Origin of the sequence: Burkholderia sola, assembly GCF_905400185.1 — a bacterium.
Taxonomy (GTDB): domain Bacteria; phylum Pseudomonadota; class Gammaproteobacteria; order Burkholderiales; family Burkholderiaceae; genus Burkholderia; species Burkholderia sola.
The window spans coordinates 1,936,215-1,962,980 of sequence record NZ_FR989675.1 but is presented as its reverse complement, the minus strand read 5'-3'; the positions used below and the strand labels follow the sequence as shown (position 1 = coordinate 1,962,980).

Annotated in this window: 23 protein-coding genes; 14 read left to right on the top strand and 9 right to left on the bottom strand. The window is 68.4% G+C overall.

Annotated elements, in window-relative coordinates; all coding sequences use genetic code 11:
• Positions 1-148 precede the first annotated feature (148 nt).
• The 4 genes from KR541_RS08965 (at position 149) to KR541_RS08950 (ending at position 4,231) form a co-directional block, all read left to right on the top strand.
• Positions 149-1,243: a polyamine ABC transporter substrate-binding protein gene (locus tag KR541_RS08965; protein WP_050015511.1), complete on the top strand. Its 1,095-nt coding sequence runs from the start codon at positions 149-151 to the stop codon at positions 1,241-1,243.
• 86 nt (positions 1,244-1,329) lie between these two features.
• The gene (locus KR541_RS08960; protein ID WP_050015509.1) at positions 1,330-2,490 is read left to right on the top strand and encodes an ABC transporter ATP-binding protein; all 1,161 of its coding nucleotides are present in this window, start codon (positions 1,330-1,332) and stop codon (positions 2,488-2,490) included.
• Positions 2,487-3,413, top strand: a complete 927-nt coding sequence (locus KR541_RS08955; protein ID WP_050015507.1) for an ABC transporter permease subunit — start codon at positions 2,487-2,489, stop codon at positions 3,411-3,413. The genes KR541_RS08960 and KR541_RS08955 overlap by 4 nt, the downstream gene beginning before the upstream one ends.
• The gene (locus KR541_RS08950) at positions 3,410-4,231 is read left to right on the top strand and encodes an ABC transporter permease subunit (protein WP_089435094.1); all 822 of its coding nucleotides are present in this window, start codon (positions 3,410-3,412) and stop codon (positions 4,229-4,231) included. The genes KR541_RS08955 and KR541_RS08950 overlap by 4 nt, the downstream gene beginning before the upstream one ends.
• Positions 4,232-4,334: 103 nt before the next feature.
• Here the strand turns inward: KR541_RS08950 and KR541_RS08945 are convergent, their stop codons facing one another.
• Genes KR541_RS08945 through KR541_RS08935 form a run of 3 tightly spaced genes read right to left on the bottom strand, consistent with a single transcriptional unit; the run spans position 4,335 to position 7,743 of the window.
• On the bottom strand, positions 4,335-5,141 hold the full coding sequence (locus tag KR541_RS08945) for a sulfite exporter TauE/SafE family protein (protein ID WP_089488467.1): 807 nt from the start codon (positions 5,139-5,141) through the stop codon (positions 4,335-4,337).
• 18 nt (positions 5,142-5,159) lie between these two features.
• The gene (locus KR541_RS08940) at positions 5,160-6,827 is read right to left on the bottom strand and encodes a bifunctional protein tyrosine phosphatase family protein/NAD(P)/FAD-dependent oxidoreductase (RefSeq protein WP_216089510.1); all 1,668 of its coding nucleotides are present in this window, start codon (positions 6,825-6,827) and stop codon (positions 5,160-5,162) included.
• A gap of 31 nt (positions 6,828-6,858) precedes the next feature.
• Positions 6,859-7,743, bottom strand: coding sequence for an MBL fold metallo-hydrolase (locus KR541_RS08935; protein WP_050015500.1), 885 nt, complete (start codon positions 7,741-7,743; stop codon positions 6,859-6,861).
• 253 nt (positions 7,744-7,996) lie between these two features.
• On the opposite strand from KR541_RS08935, the gene KR541_RS08930 reads away from it, so the two are divergent.
• The 5 genes from KR541_RS08930 (at position 7,997) to KR541_RS08910 (ending at position 11,613) form a co-directional block, all read left to right on the top strand.
• On the top strand, positions 7,997-9,379 hold the full coding sequence (locus KR541_RS08930) for a sigma-54 interaction domain-containing protein (RefSeq protein ID WP_050015499.1): 1,383 nt from the start codon (positions 7,997-7,999) through the stop codon (positions 9,377-9,379).
• 81 nt (positions 9,380-9,460) lie between these two features.
• Positions 9,461-9,985 (top strand): M949_RS01915 family surface polysaccharide biosynthesis protein, encoded by a 525-nt coding sequence (locus KR541_RS08925; RefSeq protein ID WP_089488465.1) that lies wholly within the window; start codon positions 9,461-9,463, stop codon positions 9,983-9,985.
• Between the two features lie 173 nt (positions 9,986-10,158).
• Positions 10,159-10,719 carry a DUF2975 domain-containing protein gene (locus tag KR541_RS08920; protein ID WP_050015496.1) on the top strand — a complete coding sequence of 187 codons (561 nt, stop codon included), beginning with the start codon at positions 10,159-10,161 and terminating at the stop codon, positions 10,717-10,719.
• A gap of 8 nt (positions 10,720-10,727) precedes the next feature.
• Positions 10,728-10,952, top strand: a complete 225-nt coding sequence (locus KR541_RS08915) for a helix-turn-helix domain-containing protein (RefSeq protein WP_050015494.1) — start codon at positions 10,728-10,730, stop codon at positions 10,950-10,952.
• The gene (locus KR541_RS08910) at positions 10,927-11,613 is read left to right on the top strand and encodes a hypothetical protein (protein ID WP_216089509.1); all 687 of its coding nucleotides are present in this window, start codon (positions 10,927-10,929) and stop codon (positions 11,611-11,613) included. Before KR541_RS08915 ends, KR541_RS08910 begins: the two co-directional genes overlap by 26 nt.
• Positions 11,614-11,660: 47 nt before the next feature.
• Here KR541_RS08910 and KR541_RS08905 read toward each other — a convergent pair whose 3' ends face one another.
• The 4 genes from KR541_RS08905 to KR541_RS08890 all read right to left on the bottom strand — a co-directional run bounded on the left by KR541_RS08905 (position 11,661) and on the right by KR541_RS08890 (position 18,656).
• Positions 11,661-12,689: a MerR family transcriptional regulator gene (locus KR541_RS08905; RefSeq protein WP_216089508.1), complete on the bottom strand. Its 1,029-nt coding sequence runs from the start codon at positions 12,687-12,689 to the stop codon at positions 11,661-11,663.
• Between the two features lie 131 nt (positions 12,690-12,820).
• Positions 12,821-14,386 carry an efflux transporter outer membrane subunit gene (locus tag KR541_RS08900; protein ID WP_050015489.1) on the bottom strand — a complete coding sequence of 522 codons (1,566 nt, stop codon included), beginning with the start codon at positions 14,384-14,386 and terminating at the stop codon, positions 12,821-12,823.
• Positions 14,387-14,388: 2 nt separating this feature from the next.
• Positions 14,389-17,550, bottom strand: a complete 3,162-nt coding sequence (locus tag KR541_RS08895) for an efflux RND transporter permease subunit (protein ID WP_050015487.1) — start codon at positions 17,548-17,550, stop codon at positions 14,389-14,391.
• Positions 17,547-18,656, bottom strand: a complete 1,110-nt coding sequence (locus KR541_RS08890) for an efflux RND transporter periplasmic adaptor subunit (protein ID WP_050015485.1) — start codon at positions 18,654-18,656, stop codon at positions 17,547-17,549. Before KR541_RS08890 ends, KR541_RS08895 begins: the two co-directional genes overlap by 4 nt.
• 188 nt (positions 18,657-18,844) lie before the next feature.
• Here KR541_RS08890 and KR541_RS08885 point away from each other — a divergent pair, with 188 nt between their 5' ends.
• Positions 18,845-19,465 carry a TetR/AcrR family transcriptional regulator gene (locus KR541_RS08885; RefSeq protein ID WP_050015483.1) on the top strand — a complete coding sequence of 207 codons (621 nt, stop codon included), beginning with the start codon at positions 18,845-18,847 and terminating at the stop codon, positions 19,463-19,465.
• 28 nt (positions 19,466-19,493) lie between these two features.
• On the opposite strand, the gene KR541_RS08880 is transcribed toward KR541_RS08885, so the two are convergent.
• Together KR541_RS08880 and KR541_RS08875 are read right to left on the bottom strand one after the other, a co-directional pair.
• Positions 19,494-21,227 carry a ClcB-like voltage-gated chloride channel protein gene (locus KR541_RS08880; protein ID WP_200891631.1) on the bottom strand — a complete coding sequence of 578 codons (1,734 nt, stop codon included), beginning with the start codon at positions 21,225-21,227 and terminating at the stop codon, positions 19,494-19,496.
• 115 nt (positions 21,228-21,342) lie between these two features.
• Positions 21,343-22,419 carry a YeiH family protein gene (locus KR541_RS08875; RefSeq protein WP_050015479.1) on the bottom strand — a complete coding sequence of 359 codons (1,077 nt, stop codon included), beginning with the start codon at positions 22,417-22,419 and terminating at the stop codon, positions 21,343-21,345.
• 112 nt (positions 22,420-22,531) lie between these two features.
• On the opposite strand from KR541_RS08875, the gene KR541_RS08870 reads away from it, so the two are divergent.
• The 4 genes from KR541_RS08870 to KR541_RS08855 all read left to right on the top strand — a co-directional run bounded on the left by KR541_RS08870 (position 22,532) and on the right by KR541_RS08855 (position 26,766).
• A complete protein-coding gene (locus KR541_RS08870) occupies positions 22,532-23,425 on the top strand; it encodes a LysR family transcriptional regulator (protein ID WP_050015477.1) in 894 nt (297 codons plus the stop codon).
• 162 nt (positions 23,426-23,587) lie between these two features.
• Positions 23,588-24,352 (top strand): TIM barrel protein, encoded by a 765-nt coding sequence (locus tag KR541_RS08865; RefSeq protein ID WP_050015475.1) that lies wholly within the window; start codon positions 23,588-23,590, stop codon positions 24,350-24,352.
• A 28-nt stretch (positions 24,353-24,380) separates the two neighbouring features.
• Positions 24,381-25,373: a sugar kinase gene (locus KR541_RS08860; RefSeq protein ID WP_050015474.1), complete on the top strand. Its 993-nt coding sequence runs from the start codon at positions 24,381-24,383 to the stop codon at positions 25,371-25,373.
• A gap of 112 nt (positions 25,374-25,485) precedes the next feature.
• Positions 25,486-26,766, top strand: coding sequence for an MFS transporter (locus KR541_RS08855; RefSeq protein ID WP_050015472.1), 1,281 nt, complete (start codon positions 25,486-25,488; stop codon positions 26,764-26,766).

Below are 26,766 nucleotides of genomic sequence, written 5' to 3'. Positions count from 1 at the left end.
CCGTTTGCGCGACACCGGCATGATTTTTTTGTGACGGGGCGCGAATGATGGTAGTTTTCGGGGTTTTCGAGGGGCGGCGCGCCAGAATGCGCCGCCATGACGAGGCAGACGGCAGCCGGGCAACGCGTCCGGCCGAAGGGAGAACGGGATGAAAGCAAAGGTAGTGGGCCGGTTCGCAGCGCTCGCGCTGTGCGTGGGGGCGTCGGCGGCAGCGGCGAAGGATACGCAGCTCAATGTCTATAACTGGTCGGACTACATTGCGAAGGACACGATCCCGAACTTCGAGAAGCAGGCGGGCGTCAAGGTTCGCTACGACAACTACGACAGCGACGACACGCTGCAGGCGAAGCTGCTGACCGGCAGCTCGGGCTACGACATCGTCGTGCCCACCAGCAACTACGCGGGCAAGCAGATCGCCGCCGGCATCTTCGCGCCGCTCGACAAGTCGAAGCTGCCGAACCTCAAGTACCTCGATCCGCAACTGATGGCGCTCGTCGCCGGCGCGGACCCGGGCAACAAGTATTCGGTGCCCTGGGCATATGGCACGACCGGCCTCGCATACAACCTGACGAAGGCGCAGCAGGCGCTCGGCAAGGTACCGCTCGACAACTGGGACATCCTGTTCAAGCCGGAAAACCTCGCGAAGCTGAAGACCTGCGGCGTGTCGGTGCTCGACGCACCCGACCAGATGTTCGCGGCGACGCTGCACTACATCGGCAAGGATCCGATGAGCACGAACCCGGCCGACTACAAGGCCGCGATGGACGTGCTGAAGAAGATCCGTCCGTACATCACGCAATTCAACTCGTCGGGCTACATCAACGACCTGGTCGGCGGCGACATCTGCTTCGCGTTCGGCTGGTCGGGCGACGTCGTGATCGCGAAGCATCGTGCGATCGAGGCGAAGAAGCCGTACAAGGTCGAGTACTACATTCCGAAGGGCGGCGCGCCGGTGTGGTTCGACGTGATGGCGATCCCGAAGGATGCGAAGAACAAGGAAGCCGCGCTGCAGTGGATCAACTACATCGAGGATCCGAAGGTGCATGCGGCGATCACGAACGCGGTGTACTACCCGAGCGCGAACGCCGAGGCACGCAAGTACGTGCGGCCCGACGTCGCGAACGACCCGGCCGTGTATCCGCCGGCCGACGTCGTGAAGACGCTGTTCCTGCTCAAGCCGCTGCCGCCTGAAATCCAGCGTCTGCAGACGCGTCTGTGGACCGAGCTGAAGTCGGGCCGCTGACGCGAGCCGAAGTGAACCCGCAGTCATGAAGCCCCTGGTGCCCCCGGGGGCTTTGTTCGTCTAACGCAGGAGAGAAGCAGCACATCATGAATAGCCAGTCGGGCGCGCCGGTCGCGGGCGCGCCGTTCTCCGTTTCCTCCTCCGGCGCCGATGCGCGCGCCGAGAACTTTGTCCAGATCGTCGACGTCGTCAAGAAATTCGGCGACACCGAAGCCGTGCGCAGCGTCAACCTGACCGTGCGCCAGGGCGAGCTGTTCGCGCTGCTCGGCAGCTCGGGCTGCGGCAAGTCGACGTTGCTGCGGATGCTCGCGGGCCTCGAGACGGTCACGTCGGGCAAGATCCTGATCGACGGCGAGGACCTCGCGCAGATGCCGCCGTACAAGCGGCCCGTGAACATGATGTTCCAGTCGTATGCGCTGTTCCCGCACATGTCGGTCGAGTCGAACGTCGCGTTCGGGCTGAAGCAGGAAGGCACGCCGAAGGCCGAGCTGAAGGCGCGCGTCGCGTCCGCGCTCGAACTCGTGCAGATGGGCAAGTATGCGAAGCGCAAGCCGCATCAACTTTCCGGCGGCCAGCAGCAGCGCGTTGCGCTTGCGCGTTCGCTGGTCAAGCGCCCGAAGCTGCTGCTGCTCGACGAGCCGATGTCCGCGCTCGACAAGCAGATCCGCCAGCGTACGCAGATCGAGCTCGTCAACATCCTGAACAAGGTCGGCGTCACCTGCATCATGGTCACGCACGATCAGGAAGAGGCGATGACGATGGCGAACCGCCTCGCGGTGATGAGCGAAGGGCAGATCGTGCAGATCGGCTCGCCGAACGAAGTGTACGAATACCCGAACAGCCGCTTCTCGGCCGAATTCATCGGCTCGACGAACCTGTTCGACGGCGTGACGGTCGAGGACGAACCCGATCACGTGTACATCGAATCGCCGGAACTGCCGAGCCGGCTGTACGTGAGCCACGGGATCTCGGGCCCGCTCGGGATGCCGGTCACGGTGTCGGTGCGCCCCGAGCGGATCGCGCTCACGCGCAAGCCGCCCGAAGGCGCGTTCAACTGGGCGCGCGGCCGGATCAGCAACGTCGCGTACATGGGCGGTTATTCGCTGTATCACGTGAAGCTCGACGGGGGCAAGACGGTGATCGCGAACGTGTCGAGCCTCGCGATTTCCGAACTCGACACGCCGGTGCTCGCCGACGAGATCTACGTGCGCTGGAGCGCGACCGCCGGCGTGGTGCTGACGTCATGAACGCGTTCAAGTCCCTGCTCGAGTGGCCGGTGCGGCGCTTCAACCTGACGGGCGCCACGGCGGTCGTGGCCGGGCCGTTCACGTGGCTCGTGCTGTTCTTCCTCGTGCCGTTCGTGCTGGTCGTGAAGATCAGCTTCGCGGAGCTGCAGCTCGGCATCCCGCCGTATACGGAGCTCGCGTCGTACGCCGACGGCGTCGTGCACGTCGCGCTGAACCTGTCGCACTACGCGTTCCTGTTCACGGACAGCCTGTATTTCGCGACCTACGTGAACTCGGTGTGGGTCGCCGCGATCACGACGCTGCTGTGTTTGCTGCTCGGCTATCCGATGGCGTATTACATCGCGCGCTCGAACCCGGCCACCCGCAACCTGCTGATGATGGGCGTGATGCTGCCGTTCTGGACGTCGTTCCTGATCCGCGTGTATGCCTGGATCGGGATCCTGAAGAACAACGGGCTCCTGAACAACTTCCTGATGTGGATCGGGCTCACGCATACGCCGATCGAGCTGTACCGCACGAACTATGCGGTGTACATCGGGATGGTGTATTCGTACCTGCCGTTCCTCGTGATGCCGCTCTACGCGCACCTCGTGAAGATGGACCTGCGCCTGCTCGAAGCCGCGTACGACCTCGGCGCGAAGCCGTGGAAGGCGTTCGTGCAGATCACGCTGCCGCTGTCGAAGAACGGGATCATCGCGGGCTGCCTGCTGGTGTTCATCCCGGCGGTCGGCGAGTACGTGATTCCGGAGCTGCTCGGCGGCGCGAATACGCTGATGATCGGCCGCGTGATGTGGAACGAGTTCTTCAACAACGCGGACTGGCCGATGGCGTCTGCCGTGACCTGCGCGATGGTGCTGCTGCTGCTCGTGCCGATGGCGATGTTCCAGCACTTCCAGGCGAAGGAACAGGGAGGCCGTCGATGAAGCCGAATCGCTACCTGCAGTTCGCGGCGTTGTTCGTCGGCTTCGCGTTCCTGTACATCCCGATCATCAGCCTGATCGTCTATTCGTTCAACGAGTCGAAGCTCGTCACCGTGTGGTCGGGTTTCTCGTTCCGCTGGTATGAGGCGCTCGTCGAGGACGACGAGTTGCTGACGGCCGCGTGGCTGTCGCTGAAGATCGGCGTGCTGACCGCGTTCGCGTCGGTGTTCATCGGCACGTGGGCCGGCTTCGTGCTCGCGCGGATGGGCCGCTTTCGCGGCTTCGCGCTGTTCAGCGGGATGATCAACGCGCCGCTCGTGATCCCCGAGGTGATCCAGGGGATCTCGCTGCTGCTGCTGTTCATCGAGCTCGCGAAGTGGATCGGCTGGCCGGCCGAGCGCGGCGTGTTCACGATCTGGCTCGGCCACGTGATGCTGTGCATCTCGTACGTCGCGATCATCGTGCAGTCGCGCGTGCGCGAGCTGAATCCGTCGCTGGAAGAAGCCGCGCTCGATCTCGGCGCGACGCCGCTGAAGGTGTTCTTCACGATTACGCTGCCGCTGATCTCGCAGGCGCTGATCGCGGGCTGGCTGCTGTCGTTCACGCTGTCGATCGACGACCTCGTGCTGTCGGCGTTCCTGTCGGGCCCCGGCTCGACGACGCTGCCGCTCGTCGTGTTCTCGCGCGTGCGCCTCGGGCTGAACCCGGAGATGAACGCGCTCGCGACGCTGTTCATCATCGCGGTGACGGCCGGCGTCGTGATCGCGAACTTCGTGATGCTGCGTCAGGAACGCAAGCGGATGGCGGGGTTTGCGGCCTGATACGGCGGTTGTGGCCTTCAAGAAAAACGCCCGGTGCCGACGACGAGTCGGCCCGGGCGTTTTGTTTGGCGGCGCGTAACGATCGCCGGCCCATCGCCGGCGTTTATGCGCCGAGCGCCGCCTTCGCCAGCAATCCCAGCGCGACGCAGACGAGCACGGCCGCGAACCCGGCCTGCACGTGCCGCGCGGCGAGGTGGCGCGACGCGCCGCGGCCGGAGGCCATGCCGAGCGCGGTCGCGACGCTGAACCACAGCGTCACGTCGAGCGGCGCGCGCGTGCCCGACACGAGCGTCGCGAACACGCCGCCGGTACCGACCAGCGCGATCACCATCAGCGACGTCGCGACCACCCCATGCATCGACACGTTCGTGAACTTGCGCAGCATCGGCACGATCACGAAGCCGCCGCCGACACCGAGCAATCCCGTCATCAAGCCCGTGACCGCGCCGGTCGACGCCAGCGCGATGCCCACGGGCCACGACCACACGAGCCGGCCCGTATCGGGATTCACGCGGCCGACGCACAGCGGCGACGCGTCCGCGTCGGTCGCCTGCCGCCGCAGCGCCTGTCGTAGCAGGCGGCTGGCGACGACCAGCATCGTCAGCGCGAACAACGTGAGCAGCAGGCGCTGCGGCAGTACGTGCGCGAGTCGCACGCCGAGCGTGGTCAGCGGCACGCCGGCCACGGCCATCAGCAGCGCCGCGCGATAGCGCACGAGCCCGCGGCGGAAGCCTTCGAGCGCGCCGAGCGCGGCGCTGCCGGCTACCGCGACGAGCGCAACGGGCGTCGCTTGCTGCATCGGCCAGCTCATCCCGACGACGAGGGCCGGCACCGCGAGAATGCCGCCGCCGGCGCCGGTCAGGCCGAGCACGGCACCGACGAAGCCGCCGAGTACGAGGGAAATCAGCATGACGTCATCGCGCTCCGGTCAACGGGCGATCGCGGGCTTCGCGAGCCATTCGCGGCCCTTGAGCATCGCCTTCCAGTAGAGCGGCGGCAGCATGCGTTCCTTCAGCAGCCACGCGAGCCGCGATGGCCGTTTGCCGTCGATCAGCCAGGCGGGGAAGGTCGGCGCGACCTTGCCGCCGTACAGGAATTCGGCGAGCACGATCTTGCCGCGCTCGACGGTGAGCGGGCACGAGCCGTAGCCGTCGTACGCGGCGTCGCCCTGTGCGCGGCCGAGCGACGCGAGCAGGTTGTGCGCGACGACGGGCGCCTGCTTGCGGGCGGCCGCGGCCGTTTTCGCATTGGTCGTGTTGGTGACGTCGCCGAGCGCGTAGATGTCCGGAAACTGCTTGTGGCGCAGCGTCGCCGGATCGACGTCGATCCAGCCGGCCGCGTCGGCGAGCGGGCTCGCGCGTACGAAATCGGGGGCCTTCTGCGGCGGCACCACGTGGATCATGTCGAACGGCCGCTCGACGGTTTCCTTGCCGCCGTCCGGCAGCGCGCGCGAGAACGTCGCACGGCGCGCGGGCCCGTCGATCGCGACGAGGTTGTGGCCGAACGACAGCGCGATGTCATAGCTTTTCACGTACTCCATCAGCGCGGGCACGTAGTCGGGGACGCCGAACAGCGCGCCGCCCGCATTCAGGAATTCGACGTTCGCGGCGTCGAGGCGCCCCGTGCGCCGCCAGTGATCGCACGACAGGTACATCGCCTTTTGCGGCGCGCCCGCGCACTTGATCGGCATCGGCGGCTGTGTGAAGAGCGCGTGGCCGCCGCGGAACGCGCGCACCAGCTCCCACGTATACGGCGCGAGATCGTAGCGGTAGTTCGACGTGACGCCGTTGCGGCCGAGCGTGTCGGCGAGGCCGTCGATCGCATGCCAGTCGAGCTTGAGCCCCGGACACACGACGAGCCTGCGATAGCCGATGCGCCGGCAACCGTCGAGCACCACCACGTGCGCGTCGGGCTCGAAGCCGGCGACCGCGGCCTGGATCCGCTGCACGCCGCGCGGCAGTACGTCGGTCATCCTGCGCGCGGTCGTCTCGGGGCAGAACACGCCCGCACCGACCATCGTCCAGCCGGGCTGGTAGTAGTGAACGTCGGCGGGATCGATCACCGCGATGTCGAGCGACGCGTCGCGCGCGAGCAGGCTCGACGCGACCGCGATGCCGGCCGCGCCCGCGCCGACGATCACGATGTCGTGTCGCGCGTCCACGGCCGGCGCGCTCTGGCGGCCGTCCTGCGCGATACGCGAGGCGAGCGCGCTCAGGTCGTAGCCGGCCGCGCCGGCGGTGGCGATGAGGTCGTCCAGCGGGCGCAGCCCCGCCTGCGACAGCGCCCACAGCGTGGCCGACCGCGTGCCGCTGCGGCAGTACGCGAGCACGGGCCCATTCAGCGACGCGACGAGCGCGCCGAACTGCGCGGCCTGGTCGTCGGTCACCTTGCCGGTATCGACCGGCAGGTAGTGCACGTCGATGCCGAGCGGCGCGGCGGCCGCGCGGATCTCGGTGACGGTCGGCTGGTCGGCGCCTTCGCCGTCGGGCCGGTTGCAGATGATCGCGCGAATGCCCGCCGCGTGAAGCGCGGGCAGGTCGGCCGCCGCGATCTGCGGCGAGACCGACAGCGTGTCGGTCAGCTTGCGGATGGTCATATTGGGGGGGCTCCGTTTGGGGGCGCGCGGCTCAGATCGCGTCGAGCGGGATCTTCAGGTAGCGCACGCCGTTGTTCTCGGGTTCGGGCAGGTGGCCGGCGCGCATGTTGACCTGCACCGACGGCAGCATCAGCACCGGCATGTCGAGCGTCGCGTCGCGCGCGGTGCGCATCGCGACGAAATCGTCCTCGCTCACGCCATCCCTCACGTGCACGTTCGCGCGGCGCTGCTCGGCGACGGTCGTCACGAACTGCACGTCGCGGCCGCCCGGCTGGTAGTCGTGGCACAGGTACAGGCGCGTGTCGGGCGGCAGCGCGAGCACGCGCATGATCGAGCGGTACAGCGTGCGCGCATCGCCGCCGGGGAAGTCACAGCGGGCCGTGCCGTAGTCGGGCATGAACAGCGTGTCGCCGACGAACGCCGCGCGCTGCGTCGCGTCGTCCACGCAGTAGGTCATGCACGCGGGCGTGTGGCCCGGCGTGTGCAGCGCGCGGATCGTCAGCGCGCCGAGTGCGAGCGTGTCGCCGTCGTCGACGAGCCGGTCGAACTGGCGGCCGTCTTCCGCGAAGCCGGGGCCTGCGTTAAACAGCGTGCCGAACACGTGCTGCACGCGGCGCACGTGCGAACCGATCGCAATCTGGCCGCCGACCTGCGCTTTGAGGTAGGGCGCGGCCGACAGGTGGTCGGCGTGCACGTGCGTCTCCAGCAGCCAGTGCACGGTCGCGCCGAGTTCGGCGACGCGCGCGATCAGCCGGTCGGCGCTGGCGGTGCGCGTGCGGCCGGATTTCGGGTCGTAGTCGAGCACGCTGTCGATCAGCGCGCATGCGCGGCTTGTCGTATCGAGCAGGAGATAGCTGACGGTGTGGGTCGCCGGGTCGAAAAAGCCTTCGACCGACAGGGCGGGGGCGTTGCTCACGGGGTGTCCTCGATCGGGTGCTGCATCTGCAATCGCGGTCTTTATCTCAAGAAGCATGCCAACCTGCGGCGCGGTACCGGCCGATGTGGCAGGGGCTTGATTCGGCTCGGGTTTTCGGGACGTCGGCGGCCCTGTGGAGATGTCAACGACATCCGGTGGCGGACGAGAACTGCCACATCTGGCAGCGCCGTGGCAGAATTGGCAGTCAGCCTGGCAGTCCATCCGGGCGCCCCTTCGCCGAGCGAGCCGCCGCATGAATCCGCACGACACCATTCCGATCGTCCCCTCCGCGCGTCACGACGCGATGCCCGACGTACGCGCGCTCGTCGCGTATCTCGAGCAGGACCCGCAGCCGATGATCGTCGTCGACCCCGACTATCGGATCCTCGCGGCGAACGATGCGTACCGGCGCCAGTTCGGCGTGGCCGGCGTCGAGCATGTGGGCCGGCATTGTTTCCAGGTGTCGCATCATTACAACGTGCCGTGCGACCAGGCCGGCGAGCATTGCCCGATGAAGCAGGCGCTCGAGTCGCGCGGGCTCAACCGCGTGCTGCACATCCATCACACGCCGCGCGGCCCCGAGCATGTCGACGTCGAACTGCGGCCGATCTTCGACGCGGACGGCAACGTGATCGCGTACGTCGAGCGGCTGACGACGGTGCGCAGCGCGTCCGCGCAGCCGAGCGCGGAAGGGCTCGTCGGCGGCTCGGACGCGTTCAACGCGGCGCTCGGCGCGCTGCAGCGCGTGGCGCCGTCGACGCTGCCGGTACTGCTGCTCGGCGAATCGGGCACCGGCAAGGAGCTGTTCGCCCGCGCGCTGCACGAGGCGAGCGATCGCGCGATGGGGCCGTTCGTCGTCGTCGATTGCTCGGGGATCGCCGAGACGCTGTTCGAGAGCGAACTGTTCGGCTACGAGAAAGGCGCGTTCACGGGCGCGAACCAGCGCAAGCCGGGCCTCGTCGAGACCGCGCAGGGCGGCACGCTGTTTCTCGACGAGATCGGCGACGTGCCGCTGCCGATGCAGGTGAAGCTGCTGCGGCTGATCGAATCGGGCACGTTCCGGCGCGTCGGCGGCGTCGAGGCGCTGCGCGCCGATTTCCGGCTCGTCGCGGCCACGCACAAGCCGCTGCGCGAGATGATCGACGACGGCCGGTTCCGGCAGGATCTTTACTACCGGATCAACGCGTTTCCGATTCCGCTGCCGGCGCTGCGCGAACGGCAGGGCGACGTCGCGCTGCTGGCCGAATCGATCCTGCGGCGGATCGCGAACGCGCGCGGCAACGCGGGCGACGCGAATGCGCGACCGTTCACGCTGACCGAGCGTGCGCGCGCGTGCCTCGATGCGTATGCGTGGCCCGGCAACATCCGCGAGCTGCGCAACGTGCTCGAACGCGCGTGCCTGTTCGCGGACGACGGGACGATCCGCGTCGAACATCTGCCGGCCGAGCTCGTCGTGGCCGCGGCGGCGCCGCATGCGCAGGCGGCGGATGCGGGCGGCGTGTCGGATGCGGAGCTCGTCCGGATCGCGCGCGCGTTCGACGGCACGCGCAAGGCGCTCGCCGCGCAGCTCGGCTTGAGCGAACGGACGCTGTACCGCCGGATGAAGGCGCTCGGGCTCGGCACGCGCGAGCGCTGAACGGGCGTGGTGCGTGCCGCTGGCAGCGGCACACGGCTTTGTCGATAATGGCGCGTTCGATTCCGGCTCTCTCCATCTCCGATGAAAAGGCATGTTCTTTCGAGTTGTCTGTTGCTCACAGTCGCAGCGCTGGCCAGCCAGGCGCACGCCGCCGATTACACGTGGACCGATGCGGCCGGCGCGCACGCGGTGACGCTCGCCAGAACCGCGTCCGGCGACGACGTCGAACTCAAGGTGTCCGCGACGCTCGACGGCCGCCCCGACTGGGCAGTGCGCGACTACGTGAAGGCATGCCCGGTCGACGTGATTCTCGACGTCGTGCCGAAGTCGATCGAAATGCGCGACCTGCTCGGCAACGGCCGCAAGCAGTTCCTGTTCGCGTACAAGATCGGTTGCCGCGGCGACGTGAGCGCCGATCAGGTCAAGTACTTCCTGATCGACGCAGGGACGAAATACGTGCTTCGTGGCGAGGAGATCGTCACGGTCAACGGCAAGTTCGTCGACGGGGGCGCGGCGCCCGTGCCGAACGCAGACCTGAAGGCGCAGCCCGCGTTTCTACGCTATATGACGAAGCATTGGCGCGGGATCAGCATGCGCAACGACTAGGGCGTGAACACGCCCTAGGCGGATGCCCGGCCGTTGCGTGCGGTACGGGCGGGTCGATACGGGTTGAGCCTGCCACGCAATAAAAAATCACAACAAGACGACAATTAATTATCGTTTCACGATAATTATCGACGTACAATCGACGCTCGTTCAATCGTCGTCGAGGAGACGCCATGCATTCCGATCGCATTGCCCGTATCAGCCAGCAGATGGCCACCGTCACGCTGGGGTTCATCGTCTGCATGCTGGTGCTCAACGCTGCGTGCTGGCTGTTTCCGTCGCTGAGCGCAGCCTCGGGGCCCGGCTTCGTATTCGGCCTCACGGATTCGGTACTCACCAACCTGCACGTGGACGTTGCCGCGTTCCCGTGGTGGCAGAAGGCGGTCGGCATCCTGCTGTCGAGCGTGCCGCTCGTCGCGCTCGCGAATGGCCTGCGGCATCTGCGCGCGCTGTTCCGCACGTATGCGCGGCGCGACTATTTCTCCGCACAGGCGGCCGGCCATCTCGGCAAGACGGGGCGGGCGATCGGCCTGTGGGTGCTGCTGAGCCTGCTGTGCGAGCCGCTGCTGAGCGTGTGGGCGACGCTGCGCGAACCGGTCGGCCATCGGGTGGTCAGCCTCGGCTTCACCATGCCGTACGTGGTCGCGTTGTTCACCGCAGCCTGCATCGCGATCATCGCGCACATTCTCCGGCAGGCGAGCGAGCTCGATGCCGAGCATCGGCAGTTCGTCTGAGGCGCGCGATGACGATCGTAGTCAAGCTCGACGTGATGCTCGCGATGCGCAAGGTCCGCTCGAAGGATCTGGCGGCCGCCGTCGGCATCACCGAACAGAATCTGTCGCTGCTCAAGCAGGGGAAGGTGAAGGGCATCCGCTTCGCGACGCTCGACGCGATCTGCCGTTATCTCGACTGCCAGCCGGGCGACCTGCTCGCGTTCAGCGATGACGGCGGCGGCACGCCCGACTGACGCAGCGCGCTCGCGGCGTGCCGATGCGGCGGGGCGCCGTCGGTCGCGCGTCGTCGCGCTCGCGGTCGTGGTGTCCGTATCGCTCCACCTGCTCGGATGGTTGCTGATGCAACGAGTGCCGCCAGCGGGTAGCCCGAAATCCGTCGAGCGGCCGCGCACCGCGCTGCGCGTCGAGTTGATTCCCGCGCGGCCGACGCCAGAGGTGATCGCACGCGAGATCGGGCGGGTCGGCCCGAATGCAGGCGGGCGCGGCAACGTGCAATCGGCGAAACGTTCTGCGGTGGTGGCGAACGCGCAAAGGGCCGCGCGTTCGTCTGCGGATATGCCGGATGCATCGCACAGGCAAGGCCAGACGACGGCCAGTGCAAGTGCCAACGAGCCGGCGACCGCTGCGAGCCCTGATCTAGACTGGCGTCGCGATCTGGATGCAATCGGTGCACAGCCACGCACAGCGCGCAGCCCCGCGCAGGCGGCCGTCGGCGCGCTGGGCGCATCGTCCGGCGACACATCTGCGCATCGTCGCGCCATCGACGCCAGGCTGGCCGACGGCATGTCGGGCGCGCGTCGCGCCGATTGTCGCAACGCGTACGCGGGTGCCGGCCTGCTCGCGTTGCCGATGCTCGCGCTGGATGCGGTTCGCGATACCGGCTGCCAATGGTGAAACGGGCGGCACACGGGAACCCCGCTTGCCGCCCGCGAATCACGCGATCAGCGCGCCGGCGCCAGCTGCGCCGTCGCCTCGCGCATGAAACCGAGCAGCGTGTCGTCGGTCCACGAATCCTTCGTCAGCGCCGGCTCGTTCATCAGCGCGTGGCGGAATTTCGCGTGCGTGGCCGGATCGTGGCCCGCGTAGCTGCAGAACAGCTCGAGCCAGCGCTGCGCGAGCGCGCGGCCTTGCGGCGAATCGGGCCGCGTGCCCGCATCGATCGCGTCGCGCACGTCGGCCATCAGTTGCGGCCATTCCATCGCCCGTTGACGGTAGTGCGCGCGCATGAAGCGGCTCTCGTCCGGCGTGAGGTACTTCTCGAAGAGCCGCATCTTCGTTTCCGACGAGGCCCGCAGCACATAGTCGCGCAACGCCGTCGAGATGCCGATCTTCGACTGCATCGACGGCTCCTGCTCATGCATCAGATTCAGCTTCGCGAGCAACCGCGGATCGTTGTTCGTGTCGCGTACCAGCAGCGCCATCCAGCGCGCGGCAAGCGCACGTACGCGCTCGTCCTCGGCGGGCACACCCGCCTCGTGCAGCGTACGGACCTCGTCGACGAGCGCGATCCATTCCGCGTCGCCGGCCTGGCTCTTCTGGTACATCGGCAGGCGCGCGAGTTCTTCCTCGGAGAAATATTTGTCGTACACGGTCATCAACTCCAGTGTGGTGAGCCAATCGGCCAGTTCCGGCTCCGAGCCCGCGGCGAGCTGCACATGCAGACTCACGAGCCGCTCGCGCAGCTGCGCGGTTTGCGCAAGCTGACGGTCGAGCAGCGCGATCTGCTTCGCGACGAGATCGACGAGCGGGGTGCCGGGCTGGTTCAGGTGGTCGCCGATTTCGGTGAGCGACAGGCCGAAGCGACGCAGCGCCTGGATCTGGTGGAGCCGGGCGATGTCGTTGCGGTCGTACAGCCGGTAGCCGTTGTCGGCGCGCGCCGAAGGCGTCAGCAGACCGATCGCGTGATAGTGATGAAGCGTGCGGACGGTCAGCCCGCTGCGTTTCGCCAGTTCTCCCACTTTCAGTCGCATTCGTTCCTCCGTTCGGTACGCACACTGGAGTCTCGAACGTTACGCTACGTGAGGGTCAAGCGGAAGATCGGCGATCGAACGCGCGTGGCGGGGCGCCGCACGCACGTTCGATCGGAGGGGGGGTATGGCGGTTATTGCGCCGAAGGAGCGGGGTCGGGCGCGGCGGCGCGTGCTTGCGTGCCGGTCGTGCCGTCGCCGGCGGCGTGGCCGCTTTTACCGGACGTGTCGCCGTTGTCGGCCGGCGGCGTGCCCATCGCCTGGTAAAGCCGCGCGGTATCCGCGAACCGTGCGCCGGTCGCGCGAATCTCGTCGAGCCGCGCATTGCGGTACTGCAACTCGCTCGCGCGCGCGGCCGACGGCGGCAGCGCGCCGAGCCGCACGCGGGCGGCCGCGTCGTCGTACGCGCCACGCGCGGACAGCGCGGCGCGCGACGTCGCATCGAGCGCCTGGGCGTCGTGCTCGAGCGCCGCGAGCGAATCGGCGACGTTCTGGAACGCGCCGAGCACCGCCTGCTTGTACTGGTCGACCGCGGCCTCGTAGGTTGCCTTCGCCGCGCGGCGCTGCGCGAGCAGCGCGCCGCCGTGGAAGATCGGCTGGCTCAGCGACGCGCCGACGTTCCAGATCGCGCCGGCGCCCGACAGCATCGCCGGCCAGCTGAAGCCACCTTTGCCCATCGCCGCCGACAGCGACAGTTGCGGAAACATTTGCGCGGTCGCGAGGCCCACTTCGGCGGCGGCGGCCTTCAGCCCCGCGTCGGCGGCCTGGATGTCCGGGCGGCTTTGCAGCAGGTCCGACGGCACGACGACGGGCACCTGCTCGGGCAGATGCAGATCGGCGAGCGCGAGATCGGCCGGCGGCCGGTCGGGCGTACGGCCGACCAGCACGGCGAGCGCGTGGCGCGCCGAGTCGCGCTGCTGGCGCAGCGCGGGCAGGCTTGCCGCGAACGTGTCGGCGCTTTGCCGGGCGTTCAGCGCGTCGCTGCGCGAGGCCGAACCGAGCGCATGGCGGCGCTCGGCGTCGTGCGCCTGGTCGTTCGCGAGCGCGACGAGCCGCTCGGTCGTGTCGATCTGCGCATTGAGCACCGATACGGTGATCGACGCGGTCACGATGTTCGCGGCCAGCGCGCGCCGCGCGGATTCGAGCTGGAACGCGCTGACGTCGACGCGTTTCGCGAGCGCGCGGTTCGCGAAGCGCGACACGCCGAACAGGTCGACCGTGTAGCTCGCCTGCAGTTGCCCGACGAACGTGTCGTACAGCAGCGTCGGTGCGCCGAGCGCGGGAATCGGCACGCCGAGCGCGCGCTGGCGCGTGGCCTGGCCGACCGCGTCGATCGACGGCAGCATCGAGCTGCCGATCTGCCCGCGCAACTGCTCGCGCGCCGCATCCAGCGAATGCGACGCCGCGCTCAGCGTCGGGCTGTTGCGCAGCCCTTCGTCGACGAGCGCGTTCAGCGCATCGGAACGGTACTGTTTCCACCAGTCCGGCACCGGCTGCGCGCCGACCTCGAACTGTTGCGCGACGCCTTGTGCGGACACCGTCTGCTGGACTTGCGGCGCGGCGCCGTAGTGCGCGGGCGACGGCATCGCGGGCGGCTCGCCGCTCGGCGCGAACCACGCGCAGCCCGCGAGCGGGCCGGCGACGCTCGCCGCGGCGAGCACCCGCACGGCTTTCTTTTTCAGGGTCATCGATCGATCCATGGTCAGGCTCCCGACGGCGCGGCGGGCGTGCCGCCTGGCGGCGGGCCGTCCTGCGGGTCGCGTTCGGCGCGCTTCACGCGGAACCACGTCGCGTACAGCGCAGGCAGGTAGAACAGCGTCAGCACGGTCGCGCTCGTGATGCCGCCCATCAGCGCGGTCGCCATCGGCCCGAAGAAGTTCGAGCGCAGCAGCGGGATCAGCGCGAGCACCGCGGCCGCGGCCGTCAGCGTGATCGGGCGGAAGCGCCGCACGGTCGCGCCGATGATCGCGTCGACGCGGCCGTGGCCGGCCGCGATGTCCTGCTCGATCTGGTCGACCAGGATCACCGAGTTGCGCATGATGATCCCGAACATCGCGATCACGCCGAGCATCGCGACGAAGCCGAACGGCTGGCCGAACAGCAGCAGCGTCGCGGCCACGCCGATCAGCCCGAGCGGCGCGGTCAGCACGACCATCAGCACGCGCGAGAAGCTCTGCAACTGGATCATCAGCAGCGTGAACACGGCGATCGCCATCAGCGGCATCTGCGCGTTGATCGACGCCTGCGCCTTCGCGCTTTCCTCGACCGAGCCGCCGATGTTGATCTGATAGCCGACCGGCAGTTGCGCGCGCAGCGGGTTCAGCTTCGTGTCGACCGCATGCGTGACGTCGATGCCCTGGGCGCCGGCGCGCACGTCCGACTGCACGGTGATGGTCGGCTGACGGTCGCGCTCCCACACGACGCCGTATTCGAGCGTCGGCGTGAAGCGGCCGAGCGAGCCGAGCGGCACGGGGCCGTTCGGCGTCGGCAGCGCGAGGCCCGCGAGCTTCGCCGGATCGACGCGGTCGGCGCGCGGCGCGCGCAGGTCGACGGCGATCAGCTTGTCGCGCTCGCGATACTGCGTGACGGTCGTGCCGGACAGCGTCATCGCGAGGAAGCTCGACACGTCCTGCGACGTGACGTTCAGCTCGCGCGCCTTCTTCTGGTCGAGCTCGAAGCGCACCGAGCGCTCGGCCGGCTCGTCCCAGTCGAACTGCACGTTGACCGTGCGCGCATCGCCGCGCATCGTCGCCGCGACCTTCTCGGCGATCGAGCGGACCGTCGCGATGCTGTCGCCGCTCACGCGGAACTGCACCGGATAGCCGACCGGCGGGCCGTTCTCGAGCCGCGACAGGCGCCAGCGCACGGCAGGAAATGTGTCGCGCAGCGTGGTTTCGAGCCAGGTCGCGAGCTTCTCGCGATCCTCGACCGATTTCGCGGTGATCACGAACTGCGCGAAGTTCGGCAGTTGCAACTGCTGGTCGAGCGGCAAATAGAAGCGCGGCGCGCCGCTGCCGACGAAGTTCACCGCATGGTCGATCTCGGGCCGCTTGTCGATCGCTTTCTCGAGGCGCTCCGTTTCGCGCAGCGTCGCCGCGAACGACGCGCCTTCGGGCAGCCGCAGGTCGACCAGCAGCTCGGGCCGGTCGGAGCTCGGGAAGAACTGCTGCGGCACGAGCGAGAAGCCCATCATCGCGACGACGAACAGCACGCCCGTGATCAGCAGCACGACGAAGCGCCGCTCGATGCACCAGTCGATCCAGCCGCGCAGCCGCCGGTAGAAGCGGGTGTCGTAGATGTCGTGCTCGTGATCATCGGGCAGGTGCGCCTCGTGCGCGTGCCGCTTGCGCTCGGGCAGCATGTGGAAGCCCAGCAGCGGGATCAGCACGACGGCCGCGAACCACGACGCGATCAGCGCGATCGCCGACACCTCGAAGATCGAGCGCGTGTATTCGCCGGTGCTCGATTTCGCGAGCGCGATCGGCAGGAAGCCCGACACCGTGACGAGCGTGCCGGTCAGCATCGGGAACGCGGTGCTCGTGTACGCGAACGCGGCGGCGCGCGCGCGGGTGTAGCCCTGTTCGAGCTTCACGGCCATCATCTCGACCGCGATGATCGCGTCGTCGACGAGCAGCCCGAGCGCGAGCACGAGCGTGCCGAGCGACACCTTGTGCAGCCCGATGTCGAACAGGTACATGAACAGCGCGGTGACCGCGAGCACGACCGGGATCGAGATCACGACGACCATCCCGGTGCGCAGCCCGAGCGACACGAGGCTCACGACCAGCACGATCGCGACCGCTTCGGCGACGGCTTCGAGGAAGTCGTCGACCGAATGCGAGACCGCGTGCGGCATGCTCGACACCTCGGTCAGCTTCAGTCCGGCCGGCAGTTGCGCCTGCAAGTCCTTCGATTCGGCGTCGAGCGCCTTGCCGAGCCGGATCACGTCGCCGCCCGGCTGCATCGTCACGCCGATGCCGAGCACGGCATGGCCGTTGGTGCCTGGACCGGCCGTACGCATCTGCGTGACTTGCGGATCGTCGTAGCCGCGTTTCACGGTCGCGAGATCGCCGAGCCGGAACGTGCGGCCGTTGATGCGGATCAGCGTATTCGCGATCGCGTCGACGTTGTCGAACTGGCCGCTCGGCCGCACGAACACGCGATCGTCGGCGGTCGTCAGCACGCCGGTCGACGAGATGTCGTTCTGCGCGTTGATCGCCTGGCCGAGCTGCTGGGGCGAGATGCCGAGGCGCGTGAGCTGCGCGTTGTTGACCTCGATGAAGATCCGCTGGTCGGGGTCGCCGAAATAATCGACCTTGCCGACGCCCGGCACGCGCAGCAGCACGGTGCGCAACTGGTCCGCGTAGTCGTGCAGTTGCGCGGGCGTGAAGCCGTCGCCCTCGAGCGTCCAGATGTTGGTGTAGACGTCGCCGAATTCGTCGTTGAAGAACGGGCCCTGCACGCCGGGCGGCAGCGTATAGCCGATGTCGCCGACTTTCTTGCGGATCTGGTACCAGGTTTCGGGCACGTCCTTCACGGGCGCCGAATCCTTCATCGTGAAGAAAATCAGCGATTCGCCGGGGCGCGAATAGCTGCGCAGGAAGTCGATGGCCGGCGTTTCCTGCAGCTTGCGGCCGATCCGGTCGGTCACCTGTTCCTGCACCTGCCGTGCGCTCGCGCCGGGCCAGAAGGTGCGGATCACCATCACGCGGAACGTGAACGGCGGGTCTTCGGATTGCGCGAGCCGCGTGTAAGCGAGGATCCCCGCGAGCGTCGCGAGCGCGATCAGGTAGACGACCAGCGCCTGGTGGCGCAGCGCCCAGGCAGAGAGGTTGAAGCGGCCTTCTTCGTGGGAGACGCTCACGATGCGAAGTCCTCCGGATGCAGCGGCGCGATCGCGCGCACCTTCTCGCCCGCGCTGACCGTATGCACGCCCTGCAGCACGACGCGCTCGCCCGGCTGCAGCCCGTGCGACACGGTGACCGTGCGCTCGTTGAAGCGCGCGACGTCGACGCGGCGCAGTTCGAGCGTGTCGTCCTTGGTGCGCACGACCCACACGGCCGGTTGCGCGCCGTCGTGGAACAGCGCGGTCGCGGGCAGCGTGATCGGCTGCGTATCGCCCGCGGCCGGCGCGCCGTCGAACGCGACGTCCGCGGTCATCCCGAGCCGGATCGCCGGATCGGGCGCGCCGAGCGTGAGCTTCACGCGGTAGGTGCGGCTTTGCGGATCGGCGGCCGGCGCGATTTCGCGCACCTTCGCGGCGAACTGGCGGCCCGGCAGCGACGGCAGCGTGACGGTGGCGGCATGACCGGGCGCGAGCGACGCGAGCGCGGCCTCGGGCACGTCGCTGACGACGTCGACGTCGCCCGACCACGCGAGCTGGTAGACCGGCTGGCCGGCCGACACGTTCTGGCCGGTGTCGGCCTGTTCGGCCGTGATGGTGCCCGCATGGTCGGCGACGAGCGTCGCGTAGCGGAGCTGGTTCTTCGCGAGCGCGAGCTGCTGCTGCGCCTGGTCGCGCTGCGCGAGCGCCGACGTGTAGCTGTTCTGCGTCTGCTCGAGCTGCGCGGTCGCGATCAGGTTTTCGCGGGCCTGCGCGCGATCGCGGTCGAGCTGCTGTTTCGCGAACGCGAGGCTGTGCGACGCGGCATCGAATTGCGCCTGCGCGCTTGCCGCGTTCTTCTCGACGTCGGACGGATCGAGCAGCGCGACGACCTGGCCGACCTTCACCGTATCGCCGAGCCGCACCCGGCGCTCGATGATCTTGCCGGCGATGCGGAACGACAGCGGGGTCGCATAGCGCGGCTGGATGTCGCCGGGCAGCGTGCGTGCGGCCGCGACGGTGTCGGCCCGCGCGGGCAGCGCGACGACGGGGCGCGGGGCGGGCGGCGCGGATTCTTTCGGATGACAGGCGGCAAGGACGAGCGCGGCGCCGATCAGCAGCGCGGCGCGGGAACCGGAGCGATTCACGAAACCCCCAGGTGAGGTGGAGCGGAACGAGGCCGGCAAGCGCGGCGGGCGCTTGCCCCAAGTGGCGCCGGCAGCGGCGCACACGGACAGACGAACGACATCTTCGGAAACTGTGGCGGATTCTAATACACACCTGTATCTGAATGCAAAGATGAATCCGAAAGGGAAGAGATGCTAGACTGCGCGGCATGAAACCACAGCGCTTAACTCGCGAGCAGAGCAGGGACCAGACGCGCGAGCGTCTGCTGAAAGCCGCGCATCGCATTTTTCTGAAGAAAGGCTATGTGGCCGCGAGCGTCGAGGACATCGCAGCGGCGGCCGGCTATACGCGCGGCGCGTTCTACTCGAATTTCCGCAGCAAGTCCGACCTGCTGCTGGAACTGCTGGAGCGCAATCACGAGGAGGTGCGGGCCGACTTCGAGGCGATTTTCGAAGGGGGCGGCACGCGCGAGCAGATGGAATCGATGGCGCTCGCGTATTACCGGACGCTGTTTCGCGACGACGAATACTCGCTGCTGTGGGGCGAGGCGAAGCTGCAGGCGGCGCGCGACGCGAAGTTCCGCGTGCGCTTCAACCAGTTCCTGCACGGCAAGCGCGTGCAGATGGCCGAATTCATCGAGCGCTTCGCCGAGCGTTCGGGCACGCCGCTGCTGCTGCCGGCCGACACGCTCGCGTTCGGGCTGATGTGCCTGTGCGACGGCGTGCAGTCGTACTACACGGCCGATCCGCAGCACGTATCGGTCGACGTGGCCGAATCGGTGCTCGCGGGGTTCTTCGCGCGGGTCGTGCTGGGGCGCGCGCCGGACTGAACACGGCAGGCGGCGCGGGCGGTGCGCGTCAGCGCTCGCCGGTCATCCGCCGGTACGCGTCGAGCAGCGACGTCTTGTAGACGACGCCCGCGAGCGTCGGCTCGGCTTCGCTCTCGATCACCGGCAGCCGCTCGCCCTGGAACGCCATGAAGCGCTCGAGCGCGGTCGCGAGCGGCATGTCGGGCGTGAGCAGCGGAAACGGCGTGTGCGCGTAGTGCGCGGCTGTCTTGTCGGTCGTGTCGCGCTTGTCGAGCAAATCGGACGTGATGTCCTTCAGCGCGACCGCGCCGCGAAAGCGCCCGGCGTCGTCGGTCACGTACAGATATTTCACCGGATATTCGAGAAACACGCGCGTCATGTCGGCGACGCTGGCGGTGAGCGGCACGACGGTCTGCGCGGGCTGGATCAGCTCGCGCATCTGCGTGGTGCGCAGCCGCTGCCGCTCCTGCGCGTCCTGGTAGTGGTGCTGCGTGATGTCGTACATCGACGTCGTGCCCGTCGCGCGCGCGACGAAATACGCGAACACGCACGACACCAGCAGCGGCAGCACGACCTGATAACTCAGCGTCATCTCGAAGATCATCAGGATCGCCATCAGCGGCGCCTGCGTGGCGCCCGCCATGAACGCGCCCATCCCGACGATCGCGTACGCGAAATACGCGGACGTATGGCCCGGCCACAGCGCGTCCATCGCGAGCCCGAACAGCGAGCCGAACACCGCGCCGACGAACAGCGTCGGCGTGAACACGCCGCCGATCGCGCCCGAGCCGGCCGTCGCGGCGGTCGCGATCACCTTGAACACGAGGACCGCGACGAGCGCCTGCCAGGTCCACGGCGAATGGAGGATGTGGTTCACGACGCTGTAGCCGTTGCCCCACACGTCCGGAATCCATACCGAGATCACGCCGACCACGAGGCCGCCGAGCGCGAGCCGCACGGGCAGCGGCACCGGCAGTCGCTTGAACTGCGTCTTCGACGCGTCGAGCAGATGCAGGAACTGCGGCGCGAGCACGCCGCACAGCGCGCCGAGCACGACGAACGGCAGCACCTCGGCGCCCGTCACGGCCGGAAACACCGGCATCTCGTACGGCGGCCGGTAGCCGGCGAATTCGCGCATCACGATGTTCGCGACGACCGACGCGACGACCATCGGCCCGAAGCTCTCCATCGCGATCGTGCCGAGCACGATCTCCGACACGAAGAACGCGCCGGCGATCGGCGCGTTGTACGCGGACGTAATGCCGGCCGCGGCCCCGCACGCGACCAGCAGACGCAGGCGCGGCGGGTCGAAGTGCGCGAAGCGGCCGACGAGCGACGCGGCGAGCGCCGCGAGCTGCACCATCGGGCCTTCGCGGCCGATCGAGCCGCCGCTGCCGATCGTCAGCAGCGACGACACGCTGCGCCACAGGCTCTGCCGCACCGGCACGACGCCGTTGCCGAGCGCGACCGATTCCATGTAGTCGGTCTTGGCGGCCGCCTTGTCGCCGCGCGTCGCGAGCAGCAGCACGCAGCCGGCGAGGAAGCCGCCCGCGGCCGGCATCCAGAATCGCACGTACCACGGCAGGCTCTTCGCCATCTGCACGAAGCTGCCGCTGTGCCCCGAGATCAGGCGCTGCATCAGGTCGATGCCTTCGCGGAACGCCATCGTGGCAAAGGCGCCGCCGACGCCGACGATGGCCGACCAGATCAGCATCGTATGGGCGTCCGACAGGCGGAGCAGCGTTCGCGCGCGAGTGCGCAGCTTCAGCAGGAACGAGAGCACGGCTGAAAGGGGGCGATGGAAAACGACGCGAAGCATAGCACTGCGCCGCGCCCGCGGGACTTCCCCGTCGGGCTTCCCGTAGGGCGCGGCGCGCGAGCCGTCGCGGACGTGCGGCTCAGCCAAGCCAGTGCTGCACGGCCCAGGTGATCGCGTAGCCGCCGGCGATCAGCCACACGTACAGGATCAGGCCGGTCATCAGCGCGCGCGGGCCGGCCGCGCGGATCTGCGCGACGCGCGTCTCGATGCCGAGTGCGGTCATGGCCATCGTCAGCGCGAAGGTGTCGAGCACGTTCAGCGTATGCGTAACGTCCGCGGGCAGCACGTTCAGCGAATTGACGATCACGAAGCCGAGGAAGCCGAGCGCGAACCACGGCACCGCCACCTTGCGCTTGCCGTGCGTGCCGCCGGCCGCGTCGTGCGCCGAGCGCGCCGAACGGGCGAGCCACCAGCCGAGCGCCAGCAGCACCGGCACCAGCAGCATCACGCGCGTCATCTTCACGATCGTCGCGACGTGCACGACCTGCGGGCTGATGTCGCTCGCCGCGCCGACCACCTGCGCGACTTCGTGGATCGTGCCGCCGAAGAACAGACCGAGGCCGGCCGGATCGAGGTTCAGCAGCCCGGCGTGATAGGCGAGCGGATACAGGAACATCGACAGCGTGCCGAACAGCACGACGCTGCCCACGGCCATCGCGCTCTGGTGCGGTTTCGACTGCAGCGTCGATTCGAACGCGAGCACGGCGGCCGCGCCGCAGATCGCGCTGCCGGCGGCGGTCAGCAGCGCGGCGTCGCGGTCGAGCTTCATCAGCTTCATGCCGACCCAGGTGCCGATCGCGAGCGTGCTGACGACGACCAGCACCGATACCGCGAGGCCCGGCAGCCCGACCTGCGCGATTTCCTGCAGGCTCACGCGCAAGCCGAAGAACGCGACCGCGATGCGCAGCAGCTTGCGGGCGGAGAAATTGACGCCGGCCGCCCAGCTGGCCGGCATGCCGTCGCGCAGCGCGTTGCCGTACAACGCGCCGGCGACGATGCCGACGATCAGCGGCGACAGGCCGAGCCCCGCGATCGCGGGAAGCTCGGACAGGCTCGTGACGGCGGCGGCGAACAGCGCGACGAACAGCACGCCGTTCAACTGGCCGCGCATCGACGGCGCGGCGTGGCTGAGAGAGGGAGTCGGAGCAGTGGACATGGAAGCACCGTGATGGAGCGTGTGGCGATGGTGTAATCCTAATTTCGTTATATCGATATGAAAAATTGTGATTTGTGACGTAAACTATCCGAAAAGCCGATAATTCGTTCCCATGACCCCGGATCAACTGATAACGTTCGCCGCCGTCGCCGAGCATCTGAACATCAGCCGCGCCGCCGTGGCGCTGCATCTGTCGCAGCCGGCCGTATCGGGCCAGTTGCGGCTGCTGCAGGACGAGTTCGGCGAGCCGCTGTACCAGCGCGACGGCCGCGGCATCCGCCTGACGCCGGTCGGCGAACAGCTCGCGCAGTACGCGAACGCGCAGCGCGACACGTTCGCGCAGGCGCGTGCGTTTCGCGACGCGGTGCGCGGGCTGGAAGCCGGCACGCTGCGCATCGGCGCGAGCACGACGCCCGCGAGCTACCTGCTGCCGTACCTGATCGCGGCGTTCCAGCCGCGCGCGCCGCGCGTGGCGATCCAGACGATGAGCGGCAACACGGCCGACGTGGTCGCGGCGCTGCCGTCGCTCGACCTCGCGCTGATCGAAGGGCCGCCCGGCGAGGCGCTGCCGCCCGGTACGGCCGTGCACGCGTGGCACGAGGACGAGATCGTCGCGATCGTGCCGGCCGGCCATCCGCTCGCGGCGCCCGGCTACGACGCGGGCGTGACGCTCGACGCGCTCGCCGCGCATCCGCTCGTGCTGCGCGAGGCGGGCTCCGCCGTACGGCAGCTCGTCGAGCGCGCGTTCGCACATGGCGGCGCGCCGATGCGCGTCGCGTTCGAGATCGCCGGGGTCGAGGCCGTGAAGGAGGCCGTGCGCGCGGGGATGGGCGTCGGGTTCGTGTCCGCGATGTCGCTGCGTCACGACGATGCGGCGCTCGTGCTGCGCTCGCTGGCGCCCGCACCGCTCACGCGGCATTTCTCCATTCTCGTCCCGCATGGCGGCGCGCCGTCGCGGCTCGCCGCGCAATTCCTCGAAATGAGTCTCGCGCAGCGCCTCGCGTAGTCGACCGAAGTTGCGCCGGGAACATGCGTTGCACGCGGGCGCGGCGCGCATTCGTGCGATAACGGAGCGTTAGGGATTTCCTCTATGGCGTGCGTCCGAGGCGAAGCGCACCATCCGTCTCAAGCAAATGGAACCGGTTCCATTCCGGTGAAAAAGGGCAACATGGCAGACATCGTGATCGTGGCGAGCGCATTCGGGATGGACCGGGTGCGCCAGGAGGGCCACAGTGCATTCATCGCGACCGTGGCGGCATCCGGCGCGACCGGTTTCGAGGTACGGCGCGAACTGTTCGCGTCGGACGACGACACGGCGCCCGGTGCGCTGGCCGCGCTCGGCGCGCAGATCGCCGGCCACGGGCTGTGGTCGGTCTATTCGACGCCGGACTCGCTGTATACGGAAACGGGCGCGCTCGATGCCGACGCATTGCGCGACGGGCTCGCGCAAGCCGATGCGCTCGGCGCACGCTTCGTGAAATTCCAGCTCGGGGGCTTCGCCGGCGACGCGCACGCGGCCGAAATCGTCGCGCTGTCGCGCGGCGCGCAGGCCCGCGTGGTGGTCGAGAACGGCCAGCTCGAGGTCGGCGGCGCGTTCGCGCAGTTCCGTGGGCTGTTCGATGCGCTCGCCGATGCCGGCATGCGCGATGCGCTCGGCATGACGTTCGACATCGGCAACTGGCAGTGGCGCGGCGAAGCGCCGCTCGACTGCGCACAGGTGCTCGCGCCGCATGTGGAATACATTCATTGCAAGGCCACCGAAGGCGAGGGCGCGCGCCGGTTCGCCGTCGCGCCGGCGCCGAACGATCCGCTCGTGACCGGCGTGCTCGCGGCGCTGCCGCAGCATGCGCCGCGCGGCATCGAGTTTCCGTTCGACGCGGCCGACCTGGCCGGCGATGCGTGCCGGCGCGTCGCGTGGCTTGCAACCGCGTGACCGCGGAAGGATCCTGAGGAGTTCAGTCATGAAAGCAGCACTCGATGTCGTGACCTATGGCGAAGCGATGGCGATGTTCGTCGCGACGGAGCCCGGCCACCTCGCGCACGCCGGACAATTCGCGAAGCGGATCGCCGGCGCCGATCTCAATGTCGCGATCGGGCTGTCGCGGCTCGGCTTCCGGGTCGGCTGGATGAGCCGGGTCGGTAGCGATTCGTTCGGCCGCTACGTGCTCGACACGCTGGCGCGCGAGGGCATCGACGCGTCGTGCGTGACCGTCGACCCGCGCTACCCGACCGGTTTCCAGCTGAAGTCGCGCAACGACGACGGCAGCGACCCGACCGTCGAATATTTCCGCAAGGGTTCGGCGGCGAGCCACCTGTCGTGCGACGACTACGTGGCCGACTACGTGCTCGGCGCGCGCCACCTGCATCTGACGGGCGTCGCGCCGGCGATCTCGGCGACGTCGTGCGAACTCGCGCTCCGGCTCGCGCGCGAAATGCGGGCGGCCGGCAAGACGATCTCGTTCGACCCGAACCTGCGCCCGACGCTGTGGCCGTCCGCCGACGTGATGGCGAAGACGCTGAATGCGCTCGCGACGCTCGCCGACTGGGTGCTGCCGGGCCTCGCCGAAGGGCGGCAGCTCACCGGGCACGACACGCCGGCCGACATCGCGGGCTTCTATCTCGCGCAGGGCGCGCGCGGCGTCGTGATCAAGCTCGGCGAACAAGGCGCGTATTTCCGCACGGCCGACGGCCGCGAAGGCACGGTCGCCGGCGAGCGCGTCGAGAAGGTCGTCGATACGGTCGGCGCCGGCGACGGCTTCGCGGTCGGCGTGGTCAGCGCGCTGCTCGAAGGGCGCAGCGTCGAGCAGGCGGTCGCGCGCGGCAACCGGATCGGTGCGCTCGCGATCCAGGTGATCGGCGATTCGGAAGGATTGCCGACGCGCGATGCGCTCGACCGGCTCGAAAAGGTCAGCAATCGCGCCGATCGCTTAGAGGAAACCGTCACCGCGCAATGAGAGGCCGGACACGGCACAATCCGCGGATCCATTTCGTGCTTCATGCACGGTTTTGCATGAGACCGGACGACGCAACGATGCGCCGATGCCGGTCTACTCAGGAGACACTCTGATGGCAGCCAATCTCGCAGCTCGACGCTGGTGGACGATCATGCCGATCGTCTTCATCACGTACAGCCTCGCCTACCTCGATCGCGCGAACTACGGGTTCGCGGCCGCAGCCGGCATCAACCAGGATCTCGGCATCAGCAAGGGCCTGTCGTCGCTGATCGGCGCGCTGTTCTTCCTCGGCTATTTCTTCTTCCAGATCCCCGGCGCGATCTACGCGGAACGCCGCAGCGTGAAGAAGCTCGTGTTCGTCAGCCTCGTGCTGTGGGGCGGCTGCGCGGCGCTGACCGGCGTGGTCAGCAACATTCCGTCGCTGATGGCGATCCGCTTCGTGCTCGGCATCGTCGAGGCGGCCGTGATGCCGGCGATGCTGATCTACATCAGCAACTGGTTCACGAAGAACGAGCGCTCGCGCGCGAACACGTTCCTGATCCTCGGCAACCCGGTCACCGTGCTGTGGATGTCGATCGTGTCCGGTTATCTCGTGCATGAATTCGGCTGGCGCCACATGTTCATCGCCGAAGGCGTGCCGGCCATCATCTGGGCCGTGTGCTGGTGGGTGCTCGTGCAGGACAAGCCGGCCGATTCGCCGTGGCTCAGCGCCCAGGAAAAGCGCGATCTCGACGCCGCGCTCGCGGCCGAGCAGGCGGCGATCAAGCCGGTGCGCAACTATGGCGAGGCGTTCCGCTCGCCGGCCGTGATCAAGCTGTGCGCGCAGTATTTCTGCTGGAGCATCGGCGTGTACGGCTTCGTGCTGTGGCTGCCGTCGATCGTGAAGAACGGCTCCGACCTCGGGATGGTCGCGACCGGCTGGCTGTCCGCGCTGCCGTACCTCGCGGCGACGATCGCGATGCTCGCCGCGTCGTGGGCGTCCGACAAGGTCGGTTCGCGTCGTGGTTTCGTGTGGCCGTTCCTGCTGGTCGGCGCGGCCGCGTTCGCCGCGTCGTACGCGCTCGGCTCGTCGCATTTCTGGATATCGTATGCGCTGCTGGTCGTCGCGGGCGCCGCGATGTATGCGCCGTACGGCCCGTTCTTCGCGATCGTGCCGGAACTGCTGCCGAGGAACGTCGCCGGCGGCGCGATGGCGCTGATCAACAGCATGGGCGCGCTCGGCTCGTTCGTCGGCTCGTATTTCGTCGGCTACCTGAACGGCGCGACCGGGTCGCCCGTCGCGTCGTACGCATTCATGAGCGCCGCGCTCGTCGCCGCGGTGATCCTCACGCTGTCCGTCAAACCCCAGGCGCGCGATGCGCATCCGCTCGCCGCGCCGCTGCAAGGAAAATGA